The following is a 14970-nucleotide window of genomic DNA, read 5'->3' as shown; positions in this document are numbered from 1 at the left end:
CGATCTCCCCACAAAAAACCCGAGATATAGCATAGCGCCCGACCTCAAGGGAGGTTAGATTTTGGATTCTAGAGTTTAGATTGGTACACACTTGCCGGGGGGAGAAGCGCGATCGCAGGCCCCAGCCCCAAATTTTCTTACTTTTTAAAGGCCACCATGGCCCCGTCGGCCACCGCGTAGGCCACGTCACCCCGCGCCAGGGTAATGGCATAGCCGCCGGTAAACTCGCCAAAGGCGGGCAGCGTCAGCCGCCGCTGCTGGGCCTGCCAGTGGAAGCAGGGCAGACGCAGGCGATCGCACCCTGCGCTCAGGCTCAGGCAGGGGTGAATATGGCCGCAGATATTCACCTGATCGCTGTCTAGCCTGGGCTCGTGGCTCAGCAGCAGGCCCGCCGTCTCCACGGCCTCCACAAAACAATCCACCGAGAGCTGGCTGAGGGTGTCTTGCAGGCGGCGATCGTGATTTCCCAAAATGAGGCGCACATTCACCTGCGTCCTGCTTAAAAATGCCAACCAGCTGTCGATTACCCCATCGGTCATTCCGTCCTGACTGTGGAACAGATCGCCCAACACCCAGATGGACTCAGGACTGTGGCGGGCGCACAGTGCCTCCAGCCGTTGAAGCGCGGCATGGTTGGCGTGGCTAGATACCGGTAGCCCGTGGTGCTGAAAGGTTTCGGCCTTGCCTAGGTGGACATCCGAGACCAGAATTGCCCCCAGCCCTACAGCATAGACCGCTCGCTCGGGCAGCAGCAGCAGCTCAGTTTGGCCTACGGTAAGCGTTTCTATGGCGCTAATTTGGAGAGACAAGGCTATTTCGGAAGGTTCATTATCTTGGCGACCATGGCCAGGCTTTCTTCGTAGAGCATGTCTTCGCCCCAGCGCTGGAGCTGCTGCCCCAGCATAAAGTCGGCCCGTTGGTCAGACAGCGCCGTCACCTGCTCTACCTGACAGGCCTGGGCACCGCCGCCAGCTTCCATGCGCATGCAGCCGGTGGTCTCCGAGCACAGAATGGTGCAGCAGTTGGCGCTCTTATCGGTAGACAGTATCCGCAGCCCGGTTAAGTCACCGACGACCTCCCCCAGATCGGCCACTGGAATGCCCGCTAGCTCCGCCTCAATGGACAGGCCGTTAGGGCCTTTGAAGTGAAATTTTTGGATGTTGTAAATGCCCCCTTCACCCACGTAGTCAACGGGCTCCCACCCCAGTCGGCTGGCAAACCAGCCCAGGTAGAGCAGCGCCTGGGCCGCGTTGCCCTGCTCGTAGTCGATGCTAATCCGGTCTACGTCTAGCAGCGACTCCCGCCGCTCGGGGGGGTCAAAGGCGGCGGCGGTTAGCTCCTGCCAGGGGGCCAGCCGGTGCCAGTTGAGGTCGGCAATGTAGGTGCCGGCCTCGATCAGATCCTGCATCTTTTGCAGCTCGGCCTCGGCATCGCTAAAAAAGCTGGAGTCAACGATAATGCAGTTGCTCGACTTGGCCAGGTTTTGAAAAATCAGCTGCTCGGGGCTGGGGGTGGCCTTCCACCACACAAATTTGGGCAGCTCTGGCAGAGTCAGCGAGGCAATCAGGTCGCTGACTCGCCCCAGGGCGGCCTTGGTGCCCCGCAGGTTAATGTATTCGCAGCACACGAGGTTGCCGCTGCTTTTTTTCTGCACCGGGCAGTACACCGATACCTGGGCTGTCACCCCGGTATCTTCCCCAAAGGTGGGGCACAGGCTGATGATGCGGCAGGGGTTGTGGGCTGAAATCGACTCGCTGAGGCTAAACCCGCGCTGGTCAATGTTGGGGTAAACCTTTTGGCTGGGCGAAAGCTGGGCGTATTCCTGACGGATACGGGCCAGGGTAGGGGGGTCAACCCGGCCTGTCACCCGCAGATCGTAGGCTATTTGGGCCTGGCGAATCGCCTCGCGGGTCATACTGCCGTGGTTGCTGTCGATAAAGCCGGTGTAGTAGCCCAGGGCGGCCAAAATCTGCTGCACCTCTTCGGGCTCGTAGACCACCATGGTGAAGGTGGTGGCTCGCGTCGCGATCGGGGTTGCAGACCCAGAGTCCTGCTGGTGCCAGATACTCTGTAGCTCTGACTCAATATCGTCTAGGGAAATGTCTTTGGGTTTTTGTAGGGCAACGATAGGGGTGGTAGTCATAGTGCGGTGAGATAGGGGGCAGTAGGGTGTAAGAACCTAGAAACCAGGCTCAGTCAGGCGCGATCGCAATCTATAGCCGTCGCCAGCGCCGCCCGTCTTTGTTCAACAAAAACTCGGCTTCTAGCGGTCCCCAGGTACCCGCCTCATACATGGGAATTGTCTTGGGGTCAGCCGGGGGGTCCCAGGCTTCGAGCAGGGGAGTCAGCAGTCGCCAGGAGGCTTCCACCTCGTCACCACGGGTAAACAGGGTTTGATCGGCCAGCATACAGTCCACGATCAGCCGGGCGTAGGCGTCGGTATTGGCCTGGCCAAAGGCGGCATCGTAGCGGAAGTCCATATCCACCGATCGCGTCCGCAGGGAGTTGCCGGGGGTCTTAACCTCAAACCGCATCGAAATACCCTCGTCGGGCTGAATCCGCAAGGCCAGCACGTTGCGGTTCACCTGCTGGGCTGCCGACTGAAACATCAGGAAGGGCACTTCCTTAAAGTGAATGGAGATCTCGCTGACCTTCTTGGGCATGCGCTTGCCGGTGCGCATGTAGAATGGCACCCCTTTCCAGCGCCAGTTGTCGATCTCAAGCTTGAGGGCGCAGAAGGTCTGCATGGTTGACTCGGGGCTAGCCCCCTCCTCTTCGCGATAGCCCGGCACCGCCTCACCCTTCATCCACCCCGCCGAGTACTGCCCCCGCACGGCAGCCGGCATAGAGCTATCGCCATCAGTGATCTCGCTGAGATGGGTCGCCTGCAGCACCTTAGTTTTTTCGTTGCGAATGCTGTCGGCATCGAGGGAGTTGGGGGGCTCCATGGCGGTTAGGGCAAAGAGCTGCATGATGTGGTTTTGCACCATATCCCGCAGGGCTCCGGCGGTTTCATAGTAGCCTGCTCGTCCCTCTAGGCCTACGGTTTCGGCCACGGTAATCTGCACGTGGTCGACAAACTGACGGTTCCACAGGGGTTCAAAAATGGCGTTGGCAAAGCGAAACACCATCAGGTTTTGAACGGTTTCTTTGCCCAAATAGTGATCAATGCGGTAGATTTGGCGCTCGTCGCACACGTTTTGCACTACGCGGTTGAGCACCCGCGCTGAGGAGAGATCTTTGCCAAAGGGTTTTTCGATGATCAGCCGCTGCTTGTCGGGGTCATCCAGCATGCCCGCCGCGCCCAATTGCTCGGTGGCTTCGCCAAAAAAGCGCGGTGCCACCGACAGGTAAAACACCCGGTTGCCCTGGGTGCCCCGCTGCTCGTCTAGCTCCGCCAGGAAGGTCTTGAGGGACTTGTAAAACTCCGGGTCGTCAATGTCACCAGGACAATAAAACAAGCCACGGGCAAAGTCATTCCAAATGGCCTCAAACCCCAGACCGTTGCCAAATTCTTCGACCCCTTCTCGCAGGTGCTCGCGAAAGAAGTCATGACTCCATTCACGCCGGGCAACCCCGACGATAGTAAGCTCTGGGGGCAGCCGTCGCTCACGCCGCATTTGGTAGATAGCGGGCACAATTTTGCGCTGGGTGAGGTCGCCCGAAGCGCCAAAGATCACCAGAATTTGAGGTTCGGGAATGCGGTCCTGTTGAAGACCGGCGCGTAGTGGATTTTCGAGCAAGGACACCATAAGCGAGAAGAAGAGTAAACGTTAGGGGCTAAGCTCTGACAAAAAAATGATGCAGGGTCAAGGCCGAGGTGATCCGCACCCGTGGGCGTACAGTCATGGATAACAGAAATCGCAATCTATATTGACAGCAGATTTTACAAATCTGGTGAGACTATAGACCCTCTTAACTAACCAGCCGGTGAAAAGTATTAAAGGCAACTAAATTTAGGCTACAGACGTGGCTCAGACTACATTTTCAGGCTTGACAATCTCGTTTAGCCGAGGCTTCATCTGCCTTACTTCTCCTGATGGGCCAGCAGGGTATCTTGGCGGCGGCTGTGGTCTTGAATAAACGATTCAACCAGGGCAACGTCTTCGCTGCTGCCCACAATAAAAGGCGTGCGCTGGTGAATTTCGCCCGGCACCACCGCCATAATCTCCTGGGTGCCGGTGCTGGCTCGGCCGCCCGCCTGCTCGATTAAGAAGCCTAGGGGAGCCGTCTCGTACAGCAGCCGCAGCTTGCCCTCGGGCTTTTTCGTGGTACCGGGGTAGAGAAAGACGCCCCCCTGGGTCAAAATGCGGTGAAAGTCGGCCACCAGCGCTCCGGTGTAGCGGGCCGAGTAGCCATCGTGGCGGTGGACGTAGCGGGTGAAGTCGCGAATGGAGTCTTCCCACTGCCAGAAGTTGCCCTCGTTGACGCTGTAGGTAGGGCCGTGGGAGGGGACCCGAATGTTTTCGGTGGCCAGGATAAACTCGCCCAGGCTGGGGTCGAGCACAAAGGCGTGAACGCCTCGGCCAATGGAGTAGACCAGCACGGTGCTGGGGCCGTAGAGAATGTAGCCTGCGGCAAGCTGCTGGTGGCCGTCCTGGAGTAGATCAGCCCCGGTGTGATCGAGGTCGTCGCCCTGCTGACGGCGGATAGAGAAGATGGAGCCGACATTGAGGTTGATGTCAACGTTGGAGGAGCCGTCGATGGGGTCGTAGAGCAGGGTGTAGCGCCCGATGGGGCAGTTTTCGGGGATGTAGTAGGGCTTGTCCATTTCCTCGGAGGCGAGGCGGCAGACCAGGCCGCTCTGCTTAAACACCGAGATAAAAACGTCGTTGGCGTAGATGTCCATTTTTTTGACGGCTTCGCCCTGGACGTTGGTCTCGCCCGTGAAGCCCAGGGCCGATTCCATCAGCCCGGCGCGGCTGAGGTGGCGGGCAATTAGCTTGCCGGCCAGGGCGATGCGGTTCATCAGGGCGCTGAGGTCTTGGGCCTCGGGGCCAAAGCTGTGGAGCTGTTCGAGCACGTGGCGGGCGAGGGTTTTGCAGTCGCGATCGAGGGCAAAGCCTGAATCGGCGGGTTGGTAGTCGGCCATCGTAGAGGTTCCTTTGGTAGGGGCAGGGTAGCGGCAGCTAGAGAGGGCGACAGTTCCTTGAGGTGATGGTTAGCTATGGGCTGTCTTCATGGTAAGAAGGCTGGCTGAGTTTAATGGCAACCTTTAGAGACACTTTAGAAATGAGGGGTTGCTGAGAGCTGTGGGCGAGACGGAGATGGGAGAGCGAACGGTGGGCCGCTGCACCCCTGACCGCGCTTAACGGAGAGAGGCAACTGTCGCCTCAGGCGGCTTCGGCCTCGCCCAACCACCCTAGCACTAGCGGATTGACCAGCTCTGGGGCTTCGTCCTGGGGGCAGTGGCCGACGCCGGGAAGTTCTTCCATGGTTTTGACTGCTGGGTAGTTGGCCAGGTCTCGGCCCATGGCCACCGGTTCCCAGGGGTCGTCCTGACCCCAAATTATCCACACGGGGCACCGAATCTGGGGCAGCAGATCCTCGGCCAGGGGCCCTTGGGAGTAGCGCACAAAGGCTAGAAACACGTCGGCGGCCCCAGGGGTGAGGGCTGGCGCCAGGATAGCCTCGACTAACTCATCGGTAATGGCTTCAGGGCGGTGGTAGGCCTGGCCCAGCAGGTTGCGAATGACGCTGCGGCGGGCAATGCGGGAGAAAAAGAAGCGACCGACCGGAGCATAGCCCAGCAGGTTCTGCACGATGGGGGTGCTGAGCCGCTGGTGCCAGGGAATGTCGGCGCGGCGGCGCTCGTGCAGCAGCCGAATGGAGCAGTTGAGCATGACCACGCCCTTGACCCACTCCGGCCCATCCACCGCCGCTTGCAGGGCGACAATGCAGCCGATGGAGTTGGCTATCAGGTAGGCGGGCTGGCCAATCACCTCGCGGCAAAAGTCGAGGATTTGCTGGCCCCAGGTTTCGAAGGTATAGGGCAGAGGCTGGTTTGGAGCGGGCTTGTCGGAAAGGCCAAAGCCCAGCAGGTCGATCGCGTAGGCCCGGTGCTGTTCACCAAAGGCGGGCAGGTTCTGGCGCCAGTGATCGCTGGAGGCTCCAAAGCCGTGGATGCAGAGCACGGGAGCACCCGTGGTGCCAATTTGCTGGTAGCGAATTGAGAACCCCTGCCATGGCCAGGTTTTGACGTCGGGGGTGGCTAGGGCGGTGGTCACGGTGGGGCCTCTCGGTCACTCAGAATGGCTGTATGCTCCTTAACCCTAGCGAAAAGGGGAGTTTTCAGCCAGAACCAGGCCGATCTTAGGAGCGGGCCGACTCCTGGATGACGGCGATCGCCCACAGGCAGCCCAGCAGGGCCAGCGAGCGGGCCAAAACCTGCTCTAGGAAAAACGCGATCGCGCTGGCGACCACCGGCAGGTCCAGCACTGAGGCCACCAGATAGGCAATGGTGCAGCCCGCTACGCCGAGCAGGAAATACTTGATGAGCTTAAAGGTAATTGCCAGCAGTTGGGTTTGGCTACGGGGGCGCTGCATGATGGGGGTCCTCTGGGCGTACGACATGACGATCTACATGGCAGTCTCCACTAAACTCAGTAACCCCTGAAGCACACCTGTCACAGGGGAGATAATTGGGTTGAGGCACCGGGAATCTGGGCACGAAAAAGGCTGCTTTCAGCCTAATTTTGTGGCTCCGGGAGGCTTGGTACCAGTGCCAAAAGCCCCAGGCGTCCCCCAAAGCAGGGGTGGGCTCACCCAACTCAGCCCAACTGGTTCGAGGACGTGGCATGCTAGTTTCTACGATTAGCGAGATCAGTCAGCCAGCCAATGACCCCCTTGACCGACGACACCCTCTGGGCCATTCTCAACGACGAACTCGACGATGACACGGTGAATCGCCTCGTGTGGCATGGCCTGGGCTACCGTGAAATTGACGGCCAGTGGGAGGCCTCGACGGTGGATGCCGCCTGGCGGGAGAAGTATCCAGAACCGCCCAATTTCATCGAGAGTCGTCCGGCCACGGTACAGCTGACGCGAGCGATTCCTCCGGCTGATAAGCAGCTGCTAAAGGAAGAGTTGGGTTTCAAAGGCTACACCGTCGATCAGCTCATCCCTCGCCTGACGCGGCGGGCCACGATGGTGAGCTGGCTGCTCAGCTACCGCAAGCGCCAGGCCTCTGGGGGCTGAGCAATGGAAAGAGCAATAGAAAAAGGATGCGGAAACCCGCATCCTTGCTCTCAACCCACGGCGCTCTCTCCGTGGATGCTGGATCTACCGGTGTCCTAAACAATGGATGACCCGTGGTGATGGTCGCCAGTCCATGGTCTAGGCCCAGCAGAATAGTTAAAATGCGTGCTCGACCTTGGGCGCCTCAGGTCTGGACTCCTCGACCCTGGGGGAAGAGTCGAGAAAAATATCGGTGGCTTTGAGCTGGAGGCCTGCCCGCGCCTGGGAGTCGGTTTTGCTGATATAGGGAGAGGCGTCGATCGCACCGCTGGCGATAATTAGCGAGCCTTTCTTAATGTGGGTGAGCTTGCGCCAGGCGGGGGAGCCTTCCCAGATGCTGATGTCGACGGTAAAGCTGTCGCTGTCTTTGCGGGCGGGGATGCGATCGACGTAAATAGTCATTTCGGCGACTTTGGTGTTGCCTCCGGTTTTGCGCTCAATGTGGCGAATTTCTGGATCGGCCGCGACATTGCCGGACAGAGTGCACAGATTTAATCCTCGACTGGACATGGCTAGGGTTTCCTTAGGGTGGATGCACCAGACCCCGTCCAATGAGACAGATGTCTGTGGCTTTAATATGCACAAGCTTTATTCATAATTCGCTATGGAAAATCACGTAACTTTTTAGACTGGTATCTACGTATATGTCGCAGCAACGGTTGAGCTGGGGTGAGAGGTTGGTCGTAATCTTCGCCCGGCTAAGCGATATGCTAGGCCTGGAGTAATTGCAGTGCCATGACCACTCAATCGGTAGACCCCGCTGCCCGTAAGCTCTGGCTGGCAGCTATAAAGCCCCCCATGTATAGCGTTGCCATTATGCCCATGGTGGTGGGTAGCGCGATCGCTTACGCCGAGACAGGCCAGTTTAACAGCGGTATTTTTGCGTTGTTTTTGGTGGCGGCGGTGCTTATTTTGGCCTGGGAAAACCTCAGTAATGATGTGTTTGACTCAGACACAGGCATTGATATCAATAAAGCGCATTCGGTTGTCAACCTAACTCGCAATCGGGGCCTGGTTTTGGCCCTGGCCAATTTGTGTTTGGGGTTGGGCATAGCGGGGATTGTGGCGATCGCCCTCCTGCAGCAAGACCCCACGGTGCTGCTGCTGATACTGCTCTGCTGCGGCCTGGGCTACATGTATCAGGGACCCCCCTTTCGCCTCGGCTACCAGGGCCTGGGCGAGTTCCTGTGCTTTTTTGCCTTTGGGCCGCTGGCCATGGGGGCCGCCTACTACAGCCAAACCCAGAGCTGGTCGTGGGGGAGCCAGATGGTAGGAGTCATAGTGGGGCTGACCACGACCCTGGTGCTGTTTTGCTCGCACTTTCACCAGGTGGACGATGACCTGGCGGCGGGCAAGCGATCGCCGATTGTGCGCCTGGGCACCCGGCGAGGGGCGGCGCTGATTCCCTGGGTGTGCGGGATTGTGTTTGCGATCGCGGCGATCGGCCTTTTGCTGGGGATTTTCCCTATCTGGACGGCCTTGGTATTTCTCAGCCTGCCTTCGGCCTGGCGGCTCGGTCGCCACGTCACCCGTTTTCACGACCAGCCCGAGCGGGTCTTCAACGCCAAGTTTTTTGCCATTGGCTTTCACTTCTGGAGCGGCGTGCTGCTGGCCCTGGGCTTTTGGCTGAGCACCTGGGCGAGTGTTTGATGCCTCTGCTGGGGGGACGGGTGCAGAATTTTGGATTTTGGATTGGCGGTTTTGGCTGACTGGGAGTTGGGCTGTGATGGAGTAGGGGAGTGGGGATTGAGTTAGCGGTTCGGCCCTACCAGAGAGAATTTTTGACGCCCCTGCACACTGCCCACGGCCTTTGGCGCTGGCGAGAGGGACTGCTGGTGCGGCTGCGGAACAGCCTGGGGCGAGTGGGCTATGGCGAGGTCGCACCGATTCCCTGGTTTGGCCGTGAGACGGTGAAGGATGCCCTGGCTTTTTGTCAGGCCCAGGGTGGGGAATGGCGGGCTGAAACGGTGCCTAGCACGCTACCTGCCACTCAGTTTGGGCTGGAGTGCGCACTAGCACATCTAGAGATCGAAAATTCGCTGGTGGGAATGGAGCCGGCGATTCCTTCGGATGGCTTCGCTAACGCCGATCTGTGCGGCCTTTTGCCCGCTGGCAACTCGGCCCTGGAAACCGCCCGAGCGCAACTGGCCCAGGGATACCGCACCCTGAAGTGGAAAATGGGGGTGCATCCGATCGCTGACGAAATTCGCTGGTTATGGCAGTTGGTTAAAGACTGTCCCAGGCATACTCAGCTGCGCCTGGATGCCAACGGCGGCCTGAATATCGGCCAGGCTGAGCAGTGGTTAAGGGCCTGCGACGACATCAACGCGAGTTCTGCTGGGGCTGCGATCGAATACCTGGAGCAGCCGCTGCCGCCGGTTCAGGTTGAGTCGATGACGGCGCTGGGACGGCGATACCAAACGGCGATCGCCCTGGATGAGTCGGTCGCTACCCTGGCCCAGCTAGAAGACTGCTGGAACCGGGGCTGGCGGGGGGTGATGGTGGTCAAGCCTGCGATCGCCGGATCGCCCCAGCGGCTGCAAACCTTTTGCCAAACCCACCATCCCCGGCTGGTGTTCTCGTCTGCCTTTGAGACCGGGATCGGGCGGCGGGCGGCGATCGCCCTGGCCCGCCGCTGTTCGCCAACTCCAGCCCCTGCCCTGGGCTTTGGCACCCTGGGCTATTTTGCCGACGACTGGGACACCCTCACCGCCGCCGACCTATGGGACAGACTCTAGGGGACGTTTTATGCGATCGCTGGGGTGACGACTGGTTAATTGGCCCCAGCAGCCCGGATTTTTGGGGCCGTTGCCAACATTTGGCTCCCGTCTTTGCGGCCTATCGAGAGTCTGGCGGCGCGAGTAGGGCTGGCGTTTTAATCGCTGAATCCGATCCCCTACAATTTCTGGCCGCCTGCCTGACCGCCTGGGCGGAAGGCTGCACCCCAGTTTTGGCTAACCCAGGCTGGGGCCAGCGGGAGCGGCGGCAGGTGCAGGCTATGGTCAACGGCGACTGGGAGACGGCAATATGTCCAGGCTTAGGGGCGTACCGCTGTCAGGGGTTGGGCGCCGGGCCGGGGCAAATTCTGATTCCCACCGGAGGATCGTCGGGGCAGGTCAAGTTTGCAGTGCACACCTGGGAAACGCTGATGACCGCTGTGGAAGGGTTTTGCGCCCACTTTGGAGTTGGGCAGGCCCACGCCTGCTGCGTGCTGCCGCTGTTTCACGTCAGCGGGTTAATGCAGGCTTTGCGGGTGCTGGCGACCGGCGGGCAGCTGGCGCTGCAATCCTACGGCGATCTCAAAACTGGTGAACGGCTGGCCCTGCCCCCCGGCGGGTTTCTCTCGCTGGTGCCGACCCAGCTCCAGACGTTATTGACATTGGATCAGGAATTCATCCCCTGGCTGCAAAGCTTTCGCGCGGTGCTGCTGGGGGGCGCTCCGGCCTGGCGATCGCTGCTCGATCAGGCCCAGGCGGCCCAAATTCCCGTTGCCCTCACCTACGGCATGACCGAAACCGCCGCCCAGGTGGCGACATTGTTGCCGGAGGAGTTTCTAGCCGGACACCGCAGCAGCGGCAGGCCCCTCCCCCACGCTGAGCTGTCTATTTTGAACAATCAGAATCAACCACAGCCTGCCGGACAGCCTGGACAACTGGTGATTCGCTCAGCCTCCCTGGCGCGGGGATACCTACAGCCGGCTGGATTTCAGGCCGCAGAAGATGATCTCGCTACCGACGACATTGGCTACTTAGACGGGGCAGGCTACCTGCATATCGTTGGGCGCAGCAGCACCAAATTGATCACAGGCGGCGAGAATGTCTTTCCCGAAGAGATCGAGGCGGCGCTGCTGGCGATCGCGGGCGTCACCGACGCCTGCGTGGTGGGGTTGCCGTGCGATCGCTGGGGCCAGCAGCTTTGCGCCCTGGTGGTCATGGATGCCCAAACTTCTCTAGAAGCATTACCCGAACAGCTGCGATCGCGGGTCGCCCCCCACAAACTCCCCAAGCGGTGGATTCTAGCTAGCGCGATCCCTAGAACGCCCCAGGGCAAAGTCAGCCGTCCGAAGGCTCTGGCCCTGGCTCAGCGCGTTTTAGGGATGGATAATCCGGGCTAAGGATCTCATACTGAATCCGGTTTGGTTAGCCTTGGTTGGGCTGGACAAACACCGCTTGCCCCACGCAATCCGCCTGTTTGGAATCGGGGTTATGCGATTCGGATTTGGTGTCACTTCACGGCCTTTATCCAGCCCTGGTGCTGGGCCACTTCTAGCACAGCGGCGGCGGCAGCGAACAGAAGCAGGCTTTCGGCGATCGCCGCCGCAAACGGCCAGCCCCGCAGGCTTACCGCCGCCGCCACATTTACCAATGCCAGCCCCCGCACCAGGCTGAAGGCTAAAACCACCCCTGCCTTGAGCTGAAAATTCTCGTCCTGGCGCACGGCGTAGCGGTAGGTAATGCCAAACAGCCCGCCGGAGAGACCTGCGATCGCCGCGCTGACCCAAAAGGTGCTGCCGCTGAGTCCAGCTGCGATCGAGGCTAGGGCCGTCCTAAACCCCAGGGATGGCAATCGATGCGCCAGGAGTAGCACTGCCGCCATCATGCCAGCGGTTATTCCTGCCAGCACCGCCGCCTTGAGCGACTCAACCCGGTCTTCATCGCTAAACAAACGTTCGATCGCCACGGCAAATCCTACTTCAACGCCTCAACTCGCTCTAGCCAGCCGCGCATTTTGCCGGGGTTGAGCAGCCCGTGGGGGTCAACTTCGGCCTTAAAGTTTACCTGAGCCACATCTACTTTTTTCATGCCGCCGTCCTCCAGCAGATAGGTGTGGGGATTGGCGATCAGCGCGCCGTTGGCTTCGTGGTAGCGAATGATCTCCGCCAGCCGCTCGGGGGTTGAGTAGCGCACAATTTGCAGCGCCGCTGGCACCGTGTTGCCCCCCATGCGCAGGTACTCCAGGTGCATGATTACCTCGTCGCCAAAGTGCTCATAGAAATGCTGCACCCGCTCCAGCTCAGGGTCGTAGGGAAACAGGGTTTGCAGATAGGTGAGCGAGGGGTCAACGCTGCGGGCGTGGAGGGTGGTGTGGTTCCAGGTGAACTCAGCCAAGGGCGCGCCTTTGCTGGCCTCCTGGGCCGACTTGTTGTAGGTGATGGTGCCGCCGAACTCTTGCACCAGCTCGCCAAACAATTCTAAGGACGGCTCGGCCACCATCACCAGGGCGGCGGCTTTGCCCTCGGGCAGGTAGGGCTGAAGCGAGGTGAAATAGCTGGGGATGGGCCAGGCGTGGATGCTGATTAGCTTTTTGATCAGCCCGTCGGCATCGCCCAGGGCCTGGCCAAAGCGGGCGGCGGTCATAAAGTCGTTGAACGCTACAATTAGCTCGGCCCAGGGATAGGCCGGACCGAGGGGAATTTCCAGCTCGGTGATGATGCCGTTGGTGCCGTAGGCGTGGTTGACCTTTTGCACCGCGTCGCCCCGCAGCTCAATCACGCGGGGATGGTCTTCAAAGGTGACCACGCGCACGGCGTTGAGGTTGCCGCGATCGCGCAGCTGCCCGTAGGTAATTGAGCCAATGCCGCCGCTGCCGCCACCGATGAATCCACCGATGGTGGCGGTGCGATAGGTGGAGGGGTACATGCGCAGCTCCCACCCCGTTTCGCGGGTGACTTTATCGATGGCGGCGAGCTTGGCCCCCGGCTCTACCCAGACTGTCCCCGGCTCGACCCGCTTGACGGCGTTCATCTTGCTCAAATCCAGCACCACACCGCCCTCTAGGGGAATGCACTGGCCGTAGTTGCCGGTGCCTGCCCCCCGCACCGTTACGGGCACCCGCGCAGCCACGCAGACCCTGGCTGCGGCTAACACCTCTGCCTCGCTGGTAGGGCGCACAATCAAATCGGCCACCCGATCCGCCAGCTGCCCTTGCAGAATCGGGCTGAAGTAGTAGTAGTCCTTCGACAGCTTTTCGCGCTGGTTGGGGTCGCGGATGGTTTCTAGGGTGCCAAAGGCCTGGGCCAGGGCATCCCAGTCGGTGGCAGAAGTGGCCAGAGTCATGCGGTGTTTGGGATGTAGAGGTTCCCTGCTAGTGTAAAACGCTCTACCCGAAAGCGCTCTACCGGCGATCGCCGAAGCCACATTCCAGCAAACTATCTTTTACCGCCAGGGCCGTAGCCGGGGCGAGCAACACGCCGTTGCGGTAGTGCCCGGTGGCCAGCCATACGTTGCTGTAGCCCGCCACAGGCTGAATCACCGGAGCGGCCTGCCCCTGGGGCCGGGGCCGCAGCCCAAACCAGCGCTGGGTAATGGTGCCCTCGGCCAGGGCCGGACAGTAGGCGATCGCGCCCGCCCGCACCTCCTCCAGTCTTTCCGCTTCGGGCGACATCGCCAGCGCCGCTTCCAGGGACGTTTCGGGCGGAAACTCGACCGTGGCCCCCACCCAGTAGTCGCCGCCGCCCAGGGGCACCAGGTGAATGTCGTGACCGTTGACCACGGGCTGAAAGTCCGGTGTTCCCAGGGGCGAATCTAGATGAATGCGCAGCGCCTGCCCCAGGACCGGGCCAAGGAGCGTGGGCTGACCGAGGGTTTGGGTCAGCGGCAGAGTCCCCAGGCCCGCCGAGAGCACGATCGCATCGGCCTCCACCGTCTGGGTGGCCGTACGGACGGCGGTGCAGGGGCGATTCTCCCCGGTTGAAGCCTCGACCTCAAACCCCACCACGGGTTGGTTGAAATAGAACTCTGCCCCTTGGATCTGGGCACCAGCGACGAGAGCCTCTGTCAACGCTGTGGGGTTGATTTGAAAATCCTGGGGCGAAAAAATACCTGCTACAACCTCTTCGGGATTGAGGTGGGGGCAGCGATCGCGCACCTGCTCTGGCTCCCACAGCTCTAGGGAGTAACCCTGGCGCTGACGAATCTGCTGGAGCGATCGCCAGCGAGGCAGATCCTCGGCGTCAAAGCAGAGGCTGAGAATACCCTGGGTATTGAGCTGGACGGTCTGCCCCGTCAGCGTCTCCAATTCTGCAACTAAGGTCGGGTAGCGGCGCAGACTGCGCTCTCGCAGCCGCCAGTTGCGCCCCTTGACCTTATGGCTAATCACCGCCATGGCCACACCCAGGGCGGCGGCGGTGGAGCCCTGGGCCGGGGTCGCTTGGTCGATGGCGGTGACATGAAGCCCTGGGCAGAGGCTCAGTTCGTAGGCGATCGCAGCCCCCACCACGCCGCAGCCAACAATTACAATTCGCTTCAAGGAGTGGTCTGTGCTAAAAATGGCCGTTACTAAACCGTCGGCACCAGGTTCAAGAACGCGTCAAAATCGTCCAGGGCGTTGCGGTACTCCTGTCCGGCAAGCACCTGCTGCCCTTCCGCAGCGGCTTCATCGAGGCGCTCCAGATGCGTGTAAAGCTCTTTGGCCACGGCTTTGGCCTTGGGCTGATCTTTGGTCAGCAGAGTAGCGGCGAGTCGGTTGACCCGCGCCCGCATTTCGCCCATGGGGCCGTGGATAAAGCTCTGCACATTCACCCAATCTTTTTGCTGAATGTAGCTTTCAAGCTCGGGGAAGCGATCGCGCAGGCTCACCACACCAGGGGTATACAGCTCCACCTGCTGCAAAATCTCGGGGGTGTAGGTGGTCGGTATCTTTGCCGCCGGGCCACCACAGGCCACCAGACAGGTAGCCACCACCGCCAGCAAAATTCCCAAAAGAGGTCTAAAGCGTCCCATAGTTAACCTTTTG

15 protein-coding genes are annotated in these 14970 nt (G+C 60.4%); 4 read left to right on the top strand and 11 right to left on the bottom strand.

The window, feature by feature from the left end:
* Window positions 1-137: 137 nt before the first annotated feature.
* From pdeM to LEPTO7104_RS0107065, 6 genes are all read right to left on the bottom strand, one after another.
* On the bottom strand, window positions 138-809 hold the full coding sequence (gene pdeM / locus LEPTO7104_RS0107090; protein ID WP_017297860.1) for a ligase-associated DNA damage response endonuclease PdeM: 672 nt from the start codon (window positions 807-809) through the stop codon (window positions 138-140).
* Between the two features lie 2 nt (window positions 810-811).
* Window positions 812-2143: a glucose-6-phosphate dehydrogenase assembly protein OpcA gene (opcA, locus tag LEPTO7104_RS0107085; RefSeq protein ID WP_017297859.1), complete on the bottom strand. Its 1332-nt coding sequence runs from the start codon at window positions 2141-2143 to the stop codon at window positions 812-814.
* Between the two features lie 70 nt (window positions 2144-2213).
* Window positions 2214-3752, bottom strand: coding sequence for a glucose-6-phosphate dehydrogenase (gene zwf, locus LEPTO7104_RS0107080; RefSeq protein ID WP_017297858.1), 1539 nt, complete (start codon window positions 3750-3752; stop codon window positions 2214-2216).
* Between the two features lie 275 nt (window positions 3753-4027).
* Window positions 4028-5092 carry a class 1 fructose-bisphosphatase gene (fbp, locus tag LEPTO7104_RS0107075; protein ID WP_017297857.1) on the bottom strand — a complete coding sequence of 355 codons (1065 nt, stop codon included), beginning with the start codon at window positions 5090-5092 and terminating at the stop codon, window positions 4028-4030.
* 241 nt (window positions 5093-5333) lie between these two features.
* Window positions 5334-6227 carry an alpha/beta fold hydrolase gene (locus tag LEPTO7104_RS0107070; RefSeq protein WP_017297856.1) on the bottom strand — a complete coding sequence of 298 codons (894 nt, stop codon included), beginning with the start codon at window positions 6225-6227 and terminating at the stop codon, window positions 5334-5336.
* A gap of 85 nt (window positions 6228-6312) precedes the next feature.
* Complete coding sequence (locus LEPTO7104_RS0107065) at window positions 6313-6546, bottom strand: hypothetical protein (RefSeq protein WP_155523547.1); 234 nt, start codon at window positions 6544-6546, stop codon at window positions 6313-6315.
* A 291-nt stretch (window positions 6547-6837) separates the two neighbouring features.
* Here LEPTO7104_RS0107065 and LEPTO7104_RS0107060 point away from each other — a divergent pair, with 291 nt between their 5' ends.
* Window positions 6838-7197, top strand: a complete 360-nt coding sequence (locus tag LEPTO7104_RS0107060) for a DUF1823 family protein (protein WP_017297854.1) — start codon at window positions 6838-6840, stop codon at window positions 7195-7197.
* Between the two features lie 156 nt (window positions 7198-7353).
* Here LEPTO7104_RS0107060 and LEPTO7104_RS0107055 read toward each other — a convergent pair whose 3' ends face one another.
* Window positions 7354-7746, bottom strand: coding sequence for a single-stranded DNA-binding protein (locus tag LEPTO7104_RS0107055; RefSeq protein ID WP_017297853.1), 393 nt, complete (start codon window positions 7744-7746; stop codon window positions 7354-7356).
* A 225-nt stretch (window positions 7747-7971) separates the two neighbouring features.
* Between LEPTO7104_RS0107055 and menA the strand changes: the two genes are divergently transcribed.
* The 3 genes from menA to LEPTO7104_RS33060 all read left to right on the top strand — a co-directional run bounded on the left by menA (window position 7972) and on the right by LEPTO7104_RS33060 (window position 11350).
* On the top strand, window positions 7972-8886 hold the full coding sequence (gene menA / locus LEPTO7104_RS0107050) for a 2-carboxy-1,4-naphthoquinone phytyltransferase (RefSeq protein WP_026072455.1): 915 nt from the start codon (window positions 7972-7974) through the stop codon (window positions 8884-8886).
* Between the two features lie 89 nt (window positions 8887-8975).
* The gene (locus tag LEPTO7104_RS0107045; protein ID WP_017297851.1) at window positions 8976-9974 is read left to right on the top strand and encodes an o-succinylbenzoate synthase; all 999 of its coding nucleotides are present in this window, start codon (window positions 8976-8978) and stop codon (window positions 9972-9974) included.
* A complete protein-coding gene (locus LEPTO7104_RS33060; RefSeq protein ID WP_017297850.1) occupies window positions 9959-11350 on the top strand; it encodes an AMP-binding protein in 1392 nt (463 codons plus the stop codon). Before LEPTO7104_RS0107045 ends, LEPTO7104_RS33060 begins: the two co-directional genes overlap by 16 nt.
* A gap of 110 nt (window positions 11351-11460) precedes the next feature.
* On the opposite strand, the gene LEPTO7104_RS0107035 is transcribed toward LEPTO7104_RS33060, so the two are convergent.
* Genes LEPTO7104_RS0107035 through psbQ form a run of 4 tightly spaced genes read right to left on the bottom strand, consistent with a single transcriptional unit; the run spans window position 11461 to window position 14957 of the window.
* Window positions 11461-11916, bottom strand: a complete 456-nt coding sequence (locus LEPTO7104_RS0107035; RefSeq protein ID WP_155523546.1) for a hypothetical protein — start codon at window positions 11914-11916, stop codon at window positions 11461-11463.
* A gap of 8 nt (window positions 11917-11924) precedes the next feature.
* Window positions 11925-13292 carry an FAD-binding oxidoreductase gene (locus tag LEPTO7104_RS0107030; protein WP_017297848.1) on the bottom strand — a complete coding sequence of 456 codons (1368 nt, stop codon included), beginning with the start codon at window positions 13290-13292 and terminating at the stop codon, window positions 11925-11927.
* Window positions 13293-13350: 58 nt separating this feature from the next.
* A complete protein-coding gene (locus LEPTO7104_RS0107025; protein WP_017297847.1) occupies window positions 13351-14484 on the bottom strand; it encodes an NAD(P)/FAD-dependent oxidoreductase in 1134 nt (377 codons plus the stop codon).
* A 29-nt stretch (window positions 14485-14513) separates the two neighbouring features.
* The gene (gene psbQ, locus LEPTO7104_RS0107020) at window positions 14514-14957 is read right to left on the bottom strand and encodes a photosystem II protein PsbQ (protein WP_026072453.1); all 444 of its coding nucleotides are present in this window, start codon (window positions 14955-14957) and stop codon (window positions 14514-14516) included.
* Window positions 14958-14970 lie beyond the last annotated feature (13 nt).

Source organism: Nodosilinea nodulosa PCC 7104 (assembly GCF_000309385.1).
In the GTDB taxonomy this organism is placed as follows: domain Bacteria; phylum Cyanobacteriota; class Cyanobacteriia; order Phormidesmidales; family Phormidesmidaceae; genus Nodosilinea; species Nodosilinea nodulosa.
Note: the sequence above shows the minus strand (reverse complement) of the source record. Positions and strands in the feature narration are given on the sequence as shown.

Bases quoted from the DNA above. Each gene is read 5' to 3' on its own strand.
- psbQ (WP_026072453.1), bottom strand. From the start codon at position 14,957: ATGGGACGCTTTAGACCTCTTTTGGGAATTTTGCTGGCGGTGGTGGCT.
- opcA (WP_017297859.1), bottom strand. From the start codon at position 2,143: ATGACTACCACCCCTATCGTTGCCCTACAAAAACCCAAAGACATTTCC.
- menA (WP_026072455.1), top strand. From the start codon at position 7,972: ATGACCACTCAATCGGTAGACCCCGCTGCCCGTAAGCTCTGGCTGGCA.
- LEPTO7104_RS0107060 (WP_017297854.1), top strand. From the start codon at position 6,838: ATGACCCCCTTGACCGACGACACCCTCTGGGCCATTCTCAACGACGAA.
- LEPTO7104_RS0107030 (WP_017297848.1), bottom strand. From the start codon at position 13,292: ATGACTCTGGCCACTTCTGCCACCGACTGGGATGCCCTGGCCCAGGCC.
- zwf (WP_017297858.1), bottom strand. From the start codon at position 3,752: ATGGTGTCCTTGCTCGAAAATCCACTACGCGCCGGTCTTCAACAGGAC.
- fbp (WP_017297857.1), bottom strand. From the start codon at position 5,092: ATGGCCGACTACCAACCCGCCGATTCAGGCTTTGCCCTCGATCGCGAC.
- LEPTO7104_RS33060 (WP_017297850.1), top strand. From the start codon at position 9,959: ATGGGACAGACTCTAGGGGACGTTTTATGCGATCGCTGGGGTGACGAC.
- LEPTO7104_RS0107065 (WP_155523547.1), bottom strand. From the start codon at position 6,546: ATGCAGCGCCCCCGTAGCCAAACCCAACTGCTGGCAATTACCTTTAAG.
- LEPTO7104_RS0107055 (WP_017297853.1), bottom strand. From the start codon at position 7,746: ATGTCCAGTCGAGGATTAAATCTGTGCACTCTGTCCGGCAATGTCGCG.